This window comes from Flavobacterium defluvii, assembly GCF_900129555.1.
In the GTDB taxonomy this organism is placed as follows: Bacteria; Bacteroidota; Bacteroidia; order Flavobacteriales; family Flavobacteriaceae; genus Flavobacterium; species Flavobacterium defluvii.
Genome location: NZ_FQWC01000008.1, coordinates 103166 through 116597 on the forward strand (window position 1 = coordinate 103166; position 13432 = coordinate 116597).

Genomic DNA, 13432 nt, shown 5'->3' on the forward strand with positions numbered 1-13432 from the left:
TCATTAAAATGAATTTCGTACTGATAAAGTACAATATATATTTGTTATCAAGATGTGAAATTACATTAAATAAATGAATATGAATAGAGAGAAAGTTCAAATTTTTGACACCACTTTACGCGACGGTGAACAAGTTCCAGGATGTAAGTTAGATACTAAGCAAAAATTAGTTATCGCAGAGCGACTAGACAAAATGGGAGTTGATATTATCGAAGCAGGTTTTCCTGTGTCAAGTCCGGGCGATTTTTTATCGGTCTCTGAGATTTGTAAAATTGTAGAAAATGCAACCGTCTGCGGACTAACAAGAGCCGTAAAAAACGACATTGATGTTGCTGCAGCTGCTTTAAAGCACGCTAAGAAACCTAGAATCCATACCGGAATCGGAACTTCAGAATCTCATATCCTCCACAAATTAAATACCACCCCGGAAGATATTATTGCAAGAGCAAAATTTGCAGTAGCTCACGCAAAAACGTATGTAGAAGATGTTGAATTCTATGCCGAAGATGCTGGTAGAACAGACAATGCTTTCCTTGCAAAAGTTTGCGAAGAAGTTATCAAATCTGGTGCAACGGTATTAAACATTCCTGATACAACAGGATATTGCCTGCCGGAAGAATACGGAGCAAAAATTAAATATTTAAAAGAAAACGTAAAAGGAATCGAAAACGTAATCCTTTCATGTCACTGTCATAATGATTTAGGAATGGCAACTGCAAACTCAATCGCAGGAGCTATAAATGGAGCAAGACAAATTGAATGTACTATTAATGGTATTGGAGAAAGAGCAGGAAATACAGCACTTGAAGAAGTGGTTATGATTTTCAAACAACATCCGTACTTAAATTTAGATACAAACATTAATACGAGAGAATTAAACGAAATGAGCCGTTTAGTTTCTGAAAGTATGGGAATGATTGTACAGCCAAATAAAGCTATCGTAGGAGCAAATGCTTTTGCACACAGTTCTGGAATTCATCAGGATGGTGTTATCAAAAACAGAGCAACTTACGAAATTATGGATCCGCTTGATGTTGGTGTAAACGAATCTTCAATCATTTTAACAGCAAGAAGCGGTAGAGCAGCATTAGCATATCGTGCTAAAAAAGTAGGGTACGAATTGACAAAAACACAATTAGACACTGTATATATTGAGTTCTTAAAATTTGCCGATATTAAAAAAGAAGTAGTAGATGCTGATATTCATCAGATTATCGAAGCTTCTAAAATTGAAGGCGAATTAATCAGAAGCTAGTTAAAAAAGAGAATAGAAGAAAGAATATAGAACAAAGAGAAAAATAAAGATTTAAATCATAAAGAACGAGACGTTATGAATTTGAAAATAGCAGTTTTACCAGGAGACGGAATTGGACCAGAGGTTATTGCACAGGCCAAAAAAGCATTATATGCTATTGGCGAAGTATACAATCATGAATTTGTTTTTGAAGAAGCTCTCATGGGGGCTGTTGCCATTGACAAAACCGGAAACCCTCTTCCTGAACAGACTTTAAATCTTTGTTTAAATACTGATGCTGTTTTATTTGGTGCCATTGGCGATCCTAAATACGATAATAATCCAAACGCAAAAGTTCGTCCGGAGCAGGGATTATTGAAACTTCGTAAAGAATTAGGATTGTTTGCCAACATTCGCCCAATAAAACCTTATAAAGCATTGGTAGAAGCATCTCCTCTAAAAAGAGAAATTATTGAAGGTGCAGATTTTACTATTTTCAGAGAACTAACAGGCGGAGCTTATTTTGGAGCTAAAACTTTGAATGAAGAAGGAACACATGCTTCGGATTTATGTGAATATTCAGAAGAAGAAATCACCAGAATTGCACACTTAGCTTTTAAATCGGCACAAAACCGACGCAAAAAGTTAACTATGGTTGACAAAGCGAATGTTTTGGAAACTTCCAGATTATGGAGAAAAGTAGTTCAAAAAGTTGGCGAAAGTTATCCTGATGTTCTTTTAGACTTTTTATTTGTAGATAACGCAGCAATGCAAATCATCTTAAATCCAAAACAATTTGATGTGATTTTGACAGAAAATTTATTTGGAGACATTTTATCAGATGAAGCCAGTGTGATTACAGGTTCAATTGGTTTATTGGCTTCGGCATCTTTAGGAGAAAAAAATGCACTTTTTGAGCCAATCCACGGATCTTATCCTCAGGCAAAAGGAAAAAATATTGCTAACCCAATTGCTTCTATTTTATCAGCAGCAATGTTATTAGAACATTTCGGATTATTTACAGAGGCCAATATGATTTACAAAGCTATTGAAAAAGCAATTGAATATAAAGTAGTTACAGTTGATTTAAAACCAGATTCAAAATTCGGTACAAATGAAGTAGGGGAGTTTGTTTCAAATGTGATTTTCAGCAAAGATGACCTGTTATATTTCAGAAATGACAATGTTCATATCGGGCAATCGACAATAGTTTAAAATTTCTATTAAAATTATGAATTAAATAACAAGAAGTATTGAAAATGTTGAGATTTTATTTTTTTAGTTCTTAAAGTTTCCGTACTTTTGTAACACTAAAAAAATAAAGATGCAAATCTCAATTATTATTACTTCTGTCGTTGTTGTCAATGTGTTTAGCACATCTGCATCGGGAATGGTATAAATATAATTGAAAGACTATATTATAAACCTTCCAAATACTGGAAGGTTTTTTTTTGAATAAAAATTAAAACAAAACAAGCAATAATGGAATTAAATAAGTACAGCAAAACCATCACTCAAGATCAAACTCAGCCAGCGGCTCAAGCGATGTTGTATGGTATTGGTTTAACTGAAGAAGATTTGAAAAAAGCACAAGTAGGTATTGTGAGCATGGGTTACGATGGTAACACTTGCAACATGCACCTGAATGATTTAGCAAAAGATGTTAAAAAAGGTGTTTGGGATGCAGATCTGGTCGGACTTATTTTTAATACCATTGGTGTAAGTGACGGAATTTCAAACGGAACAGAAGGAATGCGTTATTCATTGGTTTCTCGTGACGTTATTGCAGATTCTATCGAAACAGTCGTTGGAGCGCAGTGGTACGACGGTGTAATTGCAATTCCGGGCTGTGATAAAAACATGCCGGGAGCATTAATTGCAATGGGAAGATTAAACCGCCCTTCGATGATGGTTTACGGAGGTTCAATTCACTCAGGAAAATGGAAAGGTGAATCTCTAAATATTGTTTCTGCTTTTGAAGCTTTAGGAAAAAAAGTAAAAGGCGAAATTACTCCGGAAGATTTTAAAGGAGTAATTCAAAATGCATGTCCGGGTGCTGGTGCCTGTGGTGGTATGTATACAGCAAACACAATGTCTTCTGCAATTGAAGCATTAGGAATGAGTTTACCATACAGTTCTTCAAACCCAGCATTAAGTAAGGAAAAAAGAGAAGAATGTGTTGCTGCCGGAGCTGCAATGAAAATTTTATTAGAAAAAGATATTAAGCCAAGAGATATCATGACTCGCAAAGCTTTTGAAAATGCTATTACAATCGTAGCAGTTTTAGGAGGTTCTACAAATGCAGTTATGCACTTAATTGCAATGGCTCACTCTGTTGGTATCACAATTACTTTGGATGATTTTCAGGCTATTAACGACAGAACTCCTGTGCTTGCCGACATGAAACCAAGTGGTAAATATATGATGGAAGATATTCACGAAGTTGGAGGAATTCCTTCTGTAATGAAATATTTATTGAAAGTTGGATTGATTCACGGAGATTGTTTAACTGTAACAGGAAAAACAGTTGCTGAGAATTTAGCTTCAACTCCGGATTTACAAGACGGACAAGAAGTAATTCATGAAATTCAAAAAGCCTTAAAGCCAACAGGAAATATTCAGGTTTTATACGGAAACCTTGCTTCTGAAGGTGCTGTGGCAAAAATCAGCGGAAAAGAAGGAGAATATTTTGAAGGACCAGCTGTAGTTTTTGAAGGAGAATTTGAAGTAATTCCAGGATTACAGGCCGGAAAAATTAAACCGGGTAATGTAGTCGTCATCAGGGGTTGTGGACCAAAAGGTGGTCCGGGAATGCCTGAGATGCTAAAACCTACATCGGCAATTATTGGTGCCGGATTAGGAAGCACCTGTGCTCTTATCACAGATGGTAGATTCTCCGGAGGTTCACACGGATTCGTGGTAGGACACGTTACACCAGAAGCATATGACGGAGGTGGTATTGCACTAGTAAAAGATGGAGATATAATTGCCATCGATGCTGTAAAAAATACGATCGACCTGAAAATATCTGACGAAGAATTTGCAGCTCGTAAAGCGGCTTGGGTTCAACCAGCGCTAAAAGTTGACAGAGGAGTTTTACTTAAATACGCAAGATCGGTTTCTAGTGCTTCAACAGGCTGTGTTACCGATAAATAATCGACTAAAAAAGAATTCAAAAAGTAGCTTTTGGAATTCTAAACAATAAAATTACCAAATGGGAACAATTAGAATATCAGGCGCCGAAGCCGTTATAAGATGTTTATTAGAAGAAGGAGTAGACTTAATTTATGGTTATCCGGGAGGAGCTATAATGCCGGTTTACGATGAATTATATAAATTTCAGGATCAGCTGCACCACGTTTTAGTTCGTCATGAACAAGGTGCAACTCATGCTGCTCAGGGTTATGCAAGAGCAACAGGAAAAGTAGGAGTGGCTATCGCTACTTCTGGACCGGGAGCAACAAACTTAGTTACCGGAATTGCCGATGCTCAGATCGATTCAACTCCAATGGTTTGTATTACAGGACAAGTTGGAAGACATTTATTAGGATCTGATGCTTTTCAGGAAACGGATATTATCGGAATTTCGACTCCGGTAACAAAATGGAATTTTCAGGTAACAGAGGCTTCTCAAATTCCGGAAATCATTGCAAAAGCATTTTATATTGCTCGTTCCGGACGTCCGGGACCTGTATTGATCGATATTACTAAAAACGCTCAGTTTGATGAGTTAGATTTTAGTTATGAAAAATGTACAGGAATCAGAAGTTACAATCCGGTACCAAAATTAAATTTAGATAAAGTTGCCGAAGCCGCAGCATTAATCAATAGCGCTAAAAAACCACTCATCGTTTTCGGACAAGGAATTATTTTAGGTCAGGCTGAAACCGAATTTAAAGCAGTTCTTGAAAAATCAGGAATTCCGGCTGCCTGGACAATTTTAGGACTATCGGCTTTGCCAACAGATCACCCTTTAAATGTGGGAATGTTAGGAATGCACGGAAATTATGCGCCAAACTTGCTAACAAATGAATGTGATGTTTTAATTGCCTTCGGAATGCGTTTTGACGACCGTGTTACAGGTAAATTAAGCACTTATGCAAAACAGGCAAAAGTTATTCACTTCGAAATTGATCCTGCGGAAATTGATAAAAACGTTAAAACAGAAATTGCTGTTTTAGGAGACGTAAAAGAATCTTTAGCGGCTTTATTACCATTATTGGATGCAAAATCTCATGATTTATGGCACAATGAGTTCAAAGAATTAGCCAAAGTAGAATATGAATCAGTAATTAAAGACGAATTAAATCCATCAACGGCTGGACTTTCAATGGGTGAAACTATTGAAATGATCAACAAACATTCAAAGGGAGATGCGATTATCGTTTCAGATGTTGGTCAGCACCAAATGTTTGCGTGCCGTTATGCTAAATTCAATTCGACAAAAAGTAATATTACTTCCGGCGGATTAGGAACAATGGGATTTGCACTTCCGGCAGCCATTGGGGCTAAAATGGGAAAACCAGACCGAGAAGTGGTAGCCATTATTGGTGATGGAGGATTCCAGATGACCATTCAGGAATTAGGAACTATTTTCCAGACACAAGTTCCTGTAAAAATTGTTATTCTAAACAATGAGTTTTTAGGAATGGTACGTCAATGGCAGGAATTATTCTTTGATAACAGATATGCATCAACAAAAATGATTAATCCAAATTTTGTTGCCATTGCCGAAGGATATCATATTAAATCTAAAAAAGTAACACAGCGTGAAGATCTTGATGCTGCTGTTGCAGAAATGCTGGCTTCAAAAGAATCTTACTTCTTAGAAGTCATGGTGGAAAAAGAAAACAATGTTTTCCCAATGATTCCGACCGGAGCATGCGTTTCAGAAATTAGATTAAGCTAAAAATGAAGTTTCAAGTTTCAGGTTAAAAGTTTCAAGTTAGATTGGAACGTTAAACCTGAAACAAAATAAACTTTAAACAAAAATTACATGGAAGATAAAACATTTACCATATCGGTATACTCAGAAAATAACGTGGGTTTATTAAATAGAATATCAGGGATATTCTTAAAGCGTCACATTAATATATTAAGTTTAAATGTTTCAGAATCAGAAATAGAAAATGTTTCAAGATTTATCATTGTTGTAAATACGACAGAAAAATGGGTTCAGAACATTGTTGGACAGATTGAAAAACAAATCGAAGTTATAAAAGCTTTTTATCACACAGATGAAGAGACAATCTTTTTAGAAAATGCACTTTTTAAAATTGCTTCAAGTTTGTTATTTGATGAAAAACAAATTCAGAATATCATCAAAGAAAGTCAATCAACGATTGTAACAGTTTCAAGAGATTTCTTTGTGATTTCAAAATCAGGAAGACGTTCAGAAATTGAAGATTTATACGAAAAATTCAAACCATACGGCATTATGCAGTTTGTACGTTCGGGAAGAATTTCAGTTTCTAAAGAAAAAATGGAGATTTCATCATTGTTAGAAACCTTCAAATAAACAATTAATATGTGATATTACATCATCACAATCAATTATAAATAAATTAATTACTAAATTTCATTTCATTAAATATTTTAAAACAAAATGGCAAATTATTTCAACACATTACCACTTAGATTACAATTAGAGCAACTTGGAGTTTGCGAATTTATGGAGCAGTCAGAGTTTGCAGACGGAATTTCAGCATTAGCAGGAAAAAAAGTTGTCATTGTAGGCTGTGGTGCACAAGGTTTGAATCAAGGTTTAAACATGAGAGATTCAGGTTTAGATATTTCTTATGCATTGCGTGCAGATGCAATTGCTGAAAAGAGAGCTTCATATAAAAATGCAACTGAAAATGGATTTAAAGTAGGTACTTATGAAGAGTTGATTCCAACAGCTGATTTAGTTTGTAATCTTACTCCGGATAAACAACATACATCTGTTGTTAACGCGATTATGCCATTAATGAAACAAGGTTCGACTTTAGCATATTCTCACGGATTTAATATTGTTGAAGAAGGAATGCAGATTCGTAAAGATATCACAGTTATTATGTGTGCTCCTAAATGTCCAGGTTCTGAGGTTCGTGAAGAATATAAAAGAGGTTTTGGTGTACCAACACTTATTGCAGTTCACCCTGAAAACGATCCAAACGGATTTGGTTTAGATCAGGCAAAAGCTTACGCTGTAGCAACTGGAGGACACAAAGCAGGAGTTTTAAGATCATCTTTTGTAGCTGAAGTTAAATCAGATTTAATGGGTGAGCAGACAATTCTTTGCGGATTGCTTCAAACTGGATCTATTTTATGTTTTGATAAAATGGTTGAAAAAGGAATCGATCCTGCATATGCCTCAAAATTAATTCAATACGGATGGGAAACTATCACAGAAGCTTTAAAACACGGTGGAATTACAAACATGATGGATCGTTTAAATAACCCTTCTAAAATTGAAGCTTACGAATTGGCAGAAGAATTAAAAGATATCATGCGTCCGTTATTCCAAAAGCATCAGGATGATATTATTTCTGGAGAATTCTCTAGAACTATGATGATTGACTGGGCAAATGATGATGTTAATTTATTGAAATGGAGAGCTGCAACTGGAGAAACTAACTTCGAAAAAACAGCTCCACAGGAAGCTCCAATCTCTGAGCAGGAATATTTTGATAATGGAGTATTGATGATTGCTATGGTAAAAGCTGGTGTTGAGTTAGCTTTTGAAACAATGACAGAGGCAGGAATCATCGAAGAATCAGCTTATTATGAGTCATTACACGAATTACCATTAATTGCAAACACAATCGCAAGAAAGAAATTATTCGAAATGAACCGCGTAATTTCTGATACTGCAGAATATGGTTGTTATTTATTCGATCATGCATGTAAACCATTGTTGGCTGAATTCATGAAAAAAGTAGAAACAAATATTATTGGTAAACCATTTTCAACATCAAATGGAGTAGATAATAATGTTTTAATTGCAGTTAACAAAGAAATTCGTCAGCATCCAATCGAGGAAGTAGGGGCTTGGTTAAGAGAGTCTATGACGGCGATGAAAAAAATTGTATAATAAATTTGGGAATTTCCACGCATTCCGAATGTAGTGGAATTTGCTCTGTATCAATGTTTTAAATTAATATTTTGAATTAGTAAGCACTTATTAAGAAAAATAGATATAGATGCATACTGCATTCACTTAACTTCGGTGAGATAAGTAAGTTAAGTGAAGCTGATCCCTTAAATTGGGGTATATTTTTAATCAAAAATGTACTTGTTGAAAATTTCTATTTTAATTAATAAAGATGCTGCTATTTTCAAAATAGGTAAAGTATTGTAATGCAGAAATTACAAAATTAATTGTTATTGAAATTTGTTAAATAAAAAGGTATGATAATTTCTTTGTCATACCTTTTTTGCGATTTAGATTTTTTTCTAAAACGTCTTTTTTTAGAATAACTTTAAAAAAAACGTATATTTTATTTATTATATGTTTTTTTTATACAAAATTTATGAATTAAATAATTTTAAGAATAGAAGCAGATTTAATACATTTATAAAAAAAATTCCACAAAACTATGAGTTATTATAAAATTGAAAATTTAGAACAATATTTTAAACATTACAATAAGTCAATAAGAGAGCCAAGAAAATTTTGGGGAAAAATTGCCGAAGAAAACTTTACTTGGTATCAACAGTGGGAAAAAGTTGTTGATTTTAATATGGCCGATGCCGAAGTAAAATGGTTCACTGACGCAAAGGTTAACATAACCAAAAACTGTATCGATAGACACTTAAGCAAAAGAGGAGAAAAAACGGCTATTATTTTTGAACCGAATGATCCATCTGAAAGCGCCTTACATATAAGTTATAACGAATTATACGAACGAGTATCTAAAATGGCGAACGTACTGCGTGAGCAGGGAGTTCGTAAAGGCGACCGCGTTTGTATTTATTTACCAATGATTCCGGAATTGGCTGTTTCTGTTTTGGCATGTGCCAGAATTGGAGCAATTCACTCAGTAGTATTTGCAGGATTTTCTTCCTCTGCAGTTTCTGCCAGAATTAATGACTGCGAATGCAAAATGGTAATCACATCTGATGGCGGTTACAGAGGAAACAAAACAATTGACTTAAAAGGAATTGTAGATGAAGCTCTGGATACTTGTCCTTCGGTTTCTAAAGTTTTAGTGGTAAAAAGAACAAAAACAGAAGTTGCCATGAAGGAAGGCCGTGACATTTGGTTACAGCCATTATTAGATGCAGCTCTTGATAATAGTGTAGCAGAAATTATGGATGCCGAAGATCCGTTGTTTATTTTATATACTTCAGGATCAACAGGAAAACCAAAAGGGATGGTACACACAACGGCTGGTTACATGGTATATACAGCATATACGTTCAAAAATGTTTTCAGTTATGAAGAAAATGATATTTTTTGGTGTACAGCAGATATCGGATGGATTACCGGACACTCATATATTTTATACGGACCATTATTAAATGGTGCTACAACCGTAATTTTTGAAGGGGTTCCTTCATATCCTGATTTTAGCCGTTTCTGGGATATTATCGAAAAACATAAAATCACACAATTTTATACAGCACCAACAGCAATTCGTTCATTAGCAAAAGAAAGTTTAGATTATATTCAAAAATATCCACTAAAATCTCTTAAAGTTATTGGATCAGTTGGAGAGCCAATCAATGAAGAAGCTTGGCACTGGTTCAACGACCACGTTGGAGATAAGAGATGTCCGGTTGTAGATACTTGGTGGCAGACAGAAACTGGAGGAATTATGATTTCGCCAATTGCTTTCGTAACGCCAACAAAACCAACATACGCAACTTTACCATTGCCGGGAATTCAGCCGGTTTTAATGGATGAAAAACGTAATGAAATTGAAGGAAATCAAGTAGTTGGAAGTTTATGTATTAAATTCCCATGGCCTGGAATTGCGAGAACTATCTGGAATGATCACAATCGTTATAAAGAAACATATTTCTCTGCTTTTCCTGGAAAATACTTTACAGGAGACGGCGCATTAAGAGATGAAGTTGGTTATTATAGAATTACGGGTAGAGTAGATGATGTTGTCATTGTTTCCGGACATAATTTAGGAACGGCTCCAATCGAAGATGCTATTAACGAACATCCGGCGGTTGCTGAATCTGCCATTGTTGGATTCCCACACGATATTAAAGGAAACGCTTTATATGGTTATGTTATTTTAAAAGAAACCGGAGAAGTTAGAAATAAAGAAAACTTATCAAAAGAGATCAATCAATATATTGCTGACCACATTGGACCAATTGCAAAATTAGATAAAATTCAATTCGTATCTGGTTTACCAAAAACACGTTCAGGAAAAATTATGCGTAGAATTTTGCGTAAAATCGCAGAAGGAGATTTCTCTAACTTTGGAGATACTACAACTTTGTTAAATCCGGAAATTGTGGATGAAATTAGTAAAGACAGAATTGCTTAATTCTTAAATTATAAAACGAAAAAGCCTCTTGATTCAAGAGGCTTTTTCGTTTTTAATATTCAAATTTCATCTGTCAGACTGAGCGAAGTCGAAGTCACTTATGCTGTATCACTTTGCGGGCTTCGACTTCGCTCAGCCTGACAACCATGTCTATAGTTATCTTTGTCAAAGTTCAAAACTTTGACAAAGATTTTTATTTAATTCCCAAACGAGATTTCAATTTCAAAAACAAAAGTCCAATTTTATAAGCATCTTCTGCTGAAGAATTTCTGTCACTTTTCGGGATTTTGTAAATTTCGCATAAATCGTTTAGCGAAAACTGTTTGTCATTAATATCAGTTAATTTTCTATACATAACATCAATATCCAAAGCTTCATTTTTCAATCGGCCGCAATCCAGTCTTTCAAGGGCAGCATTCAGCATTTCGATATCAAAATTAATATGATGGCCAACTAAAACAGCATTTCCAATAAAATTTATAAAAGCCTCCATCGCCTCAGGTTCAGGCATTTTGGTCATTTTACTTTCAATAATAAATTCATTAGAGATTCCATGTTCTTCTAAAAATTTATACTGAAGTAAAACAGCTTCAAAATTCTCCTTAATAATAATACTGTCATCAATAACCGAAAAAGCGCCCAAAGACAAAATAACATCTTTATTAGGATTCAAACCAGAAGTTTCGGTAGACAAAACCACAAATTTATTGGGTTTTGCTTCTAATTTTGTTAAGTAATCTTTCCAGAATTCCGGATATTCCTTATTAATATTTTTAATCCAGTCTAGCATATTTACGAGAATTGTGTAAGTTGAAATTTACTCTTTATAAGTTCCTCAAGGTCTTTCATCGGGGTTAAAGCATTTTTTAACTTCTCTTTGTCTGTTTTAGACATTTCTCTTAAATTAATATATTGTCCGGAATCGTCATTTTTTAAACCTTCAACAGTTCTAAATTTTGAAAGTGTCAAAAATGCTTCGGCACAACTTAAATATATTTCGGCATTCTTAGAATCGGTGATTGCTAATTGCTTGAATCTTAAATATGTATTTTTAATTCCTTTAATGTTAGCGCTCAAAATTAATAAACGTGCACTGTCTATAAGAGGCATTAAAGCACGGGTTTTTATATCAAATTTTCCTTTATGAGGGCCTTCTTCTTCAACAATGAATTTTTTGAAAAAGCTTAAAGGAGAATTTCTCTTTAAAGCATCATTTCCTAAAAAGTCAAAGAATAAAGTATTGTTTACAGCATTTTTGAAAACAACATTTTCAATAACTTCTTCGATTTTTGGCTCTCCAATTACAATTTCATAATCAAAGAAAATACTGCTCAAATCGTTGCTGTTTTCACCTGGAGTATTCATCCAGCTGTTGTATTGTTTTGTCCAGTCACTCAATGATTTACACCACAACATGTTGCTTCCCATGTGACCATTTGGACAATACTCGTAACCTACTTTTTCGAGAATAGCAGTTGTTCTTTTTGCCAGTCTTAAAAAATAATCTTTTACTTCTCTGTATTTTTCAGGAGCCACATCTTCAAAAATCAAAATACTATCCTGATCTGTCAATAAAAGCTGTTCTTTACGCCCTTGACTACCAATGCTTAGCCATGCAAATCTGGCAGGAGGAGAGCCTAGATCTAAAATTGACAATTCTACGGCACGTTTTATAATAGCCAGATTAATTTCGCTGGCAATATTACTAACATGAGAAATTGGTATGTTTTTTTGAATCGAATTCTGAATCAAATCTGATAAACGATCGCGAATTTGTTTTAAATCTTTCGGAAGCTGAGAACGCTTAATTTCTTTAATTAAGACACCAGGGTTACTGGCTTGAGCTACAATAAGATCGTGTTCAGATATAATTCCTTTTACAGAAGATTTACTGGTTCCGTCTTTGGTTACGCACAAATGCGAAACATTATGTTTCAGCATAAGAAGCTGGGCTTCGGCTAAAGAAACATTTTCAATAACTGTTACAACCGGCGAAGACATAATTTTGTCTATCGTTTCAGTAATAGGATAGCGCCCGGTCGCAATTTTTGAAGATAAATCGGCGTGCGTAACAATTCCAATCGGATTATTTTTTTCACAGATAACAATATTATCAACCATCGATTCTGTCATCAAAATCGCAACATCTTTTACAATATGATGGGATTCAGTTGTTAATGGTGAATTGTTATAAGATAAAGACTGAATGTATTGCATTTCAGACTGTTGATCGATAAAATTACTGTCAGGGTCTAATTTTGCACTAGAACGTGAATTATCTCTCGTATGTCTTGAATTTACAGCAAAACTTTCTAATAAAAAGTTTAAAACATCTGAATTATTTGCTACAAATGGGCGGAATACAGCAATTGGAATAGCGTAAATAATGCTTTCTTCCCGTGCTTTTGCTGTCATCATATAGTTATTTTTGGCAAAAAACGGGCGTAAACCAAAAATATCACCTTCGTGGCATTTATTAATAATAGTTTCCTCAGCATCGGCAATTGTTGTCAAATTAATAACACCAGAAGCCACAACATAAAAACTGTCATGCAGCGGATCGTTGTTTTGAAACAATACTGCATGTTTTTCTAAATTGATAACACGAATATTTGTAGCAATATCTGATAATTCCTGAAAAGTCAAATTATCAAACGGCGGGTATTCTTTTAAAAAATCTGCAATATGCTCAGCAATTGTATTCATA

Annotated in this window: 9 protein-coding genes; 7 read left to right on the top strand and 2 right to left on the bottom strand. The window is 34.5% G+C overall.

The window, feature by feature from the left end; translation table 11 throughout:
* Nucleotides 1-79 precede the first annotated feature (79 nt).
* From BUC29_RS16695 to acs, 7 genes are all read left to right on the top strand, one after another.
* Nucleotides 80-1255 (top strand): 2-isopropylmalate synthase, encoded by a 1176-nt coding sequence (locus BUC29_RS16695; protein ID WP_073417459.1) that lies wholly within the window; start codon nucleotides 80-82, stop codon nucleotides 1253-1255.
* 75 nt (nucleotides 1256-1330) lie between these two features.
* Nucleotides 1331-2449, top strand: a complete 1119-nt coding sequence (gene leuB / locus BUC29_RS16700; protein WP_073417316.1) for a 3-isopropylmalate dehydrogenase — start codon at nucleotides 1331-1333, stop codon at nucleotides 2447-2449.
* Between the two features lie 267 nt (nucleotides 2450-2716).
* Nucleotides 2717-4390, top strand: a complete 1674-nt coding sequence (ilvD, locus tag BUC29_RS16705) for a dihydroxy-acid dehydratase (RefSeq protein ID WP_073417317.1) — start codon at nucleotides 2717-2719, stop codon at nucleotides 4388-4390.
* Between the two features lie 58 nt (nucleotides 4391-4448).
* Nucleotides 4449-6143 carry a biosynthetic-type acetolactate synthase large subunit gene (gene ilvB, locus BUC29_RS16710; protein WP_073417318.1) on the top strand — a complete coding sequence of 565 codons (1695 nt, stop codon included), beginning with the start codon at nucleotides 4449-4451 and terminating at the stop codon, nucleotides 6141-6143.
* An 87-nt stretch (nucleotides 6144-6230) separates the two neighbouring features.
* Nucleotides 6231-6752: an acetolactate synthase small subunit gene (gene ilvN / locus BUC29_RS16715; RefSeq protein WP_073417319.1), complete on the top strand. Its 522-nt coding sequence runs from the start codon at nucleotides 6231-6233 to the stop codon at nucleotides 6750-6752.
* An 87-nt stretch (nucleotides 6753-6839) separates the two neighbouring features.
* The gene (gene ilvC / locus BUC29_RS16720) at nucleotides 6840-8309 is read left to right on the top strand and encodes a ketol-acid reductoisomerase (protein ID WP_073417320.1); all 1470 of its coding nucleotides are present in this window, start codon (nucleotides 6840-6842) and stop codon (nucleotides 8307-8309) included.
* A gap of 505 nt (nucleotides 8310-8814) precedes the next feature.
* Nucleotides 8815-10725 (top strand): acetate--CoA ligase, encoded by a 1911-nt coding sequence (acs, locus tag BUC29_RS16725; protein ID WP_073417321.1) that lies wholly within the window; start codon nucleotides 8815-8817, stop codon nucleotides 10723-10725.
* 193 nt (nucleotides 10726-10918) lie between these two features.
* On the opposite strand, the gene BUC29_RS16730 is transcribed toward acs, so the two are convergent.
* Nucleotides 10919-11515, bottom strand: a complete 597-nt coding sequence (locus tag BUC29_RS16730) for a 3'-5' exonuclease (RefSeq protein ID WP_073417322.1) — start codon at nucleotides 11513-11515, stop codon at nucleotides 10919-10921.
* Between the two features lie 2 nt (nucleotides 11516-11517).
* Nucleotides 11518-13431: a DUF294 nucleotidyltransferase-like domain-containing protein gene (locus BUC29_RS16735; RefSeq protein WP_073417323.1), complete on the bottom strand. Its 1914-nt coding sequence runs from the start codon at nucleotides 13429-13431 to the stop codon at nucleotides 11518-11520.
* Nucleotide 13432 lies beyond the last annotated feature (1 nt).

Excerpts from the sequence above, each read along its gene's own strand:
- BUC29_RS16695 (WP_073417459.1), top strand. The coding sequence starts at position 80 with ATGAATAGAGAGAAAGTTCAAATTTTTGACACCACTTTACGCGACGGT.
- leuB (WP_073417316.1), top strand. The coding sequence starts at position 1,331 with ATGAATTTGAAAATAGCAGTTTTACCAGGAGACGGAATTGGACCAGAG.
- ilvD (WP_073417317.1), top strand. The coding sequence starts at position 2,717 with ATGGAATTAAATAAGTACAGCAAAACCATCACTCAAGATCAAACTCAG.
- ilvB (WP_073417318.1), top strand. The coding sequence starts at position 4,449 with ATGGGAACAATTAGAATATCAGGCGCCGAAGCCGTTATAAGATGTTTA.
- ilvN (WP_073417319.1), top strand. The coding sequence starts at position 6,231 with ATGGAAGATAAAACATTTACCATATCGGTATACTCAGAAAATAACGTG.
- ilvC (WP_073417320.1), top strand. The coding sequence starts at position 6,840 with ATGGCAAATTATTTCAACACATTACCACTTAGATTACAATTAGAGCAA.
- acs (WP_073417321.1), top strand. The coding sequence starts at position 8,815 with ATGAGTTATTATAAAATTGAAAATTTAGAACAATATTTTAAACATTAC.
- BUC29_RS16730 (WP_073417322.1), bottom strand. The coding sequence starts at position 11,515 with ATGCTAGACTGGATTAAAAATATTAATAAGGAATATCCGGAATTCTGG.
- BUC29_RS16735 (WP_073417323.1), bottom strand. The coding sequence starts at position 13,431 with ATGAATACAATTGCTGAGCATATTGCAGATTTTTTAAAAGAATACCCG.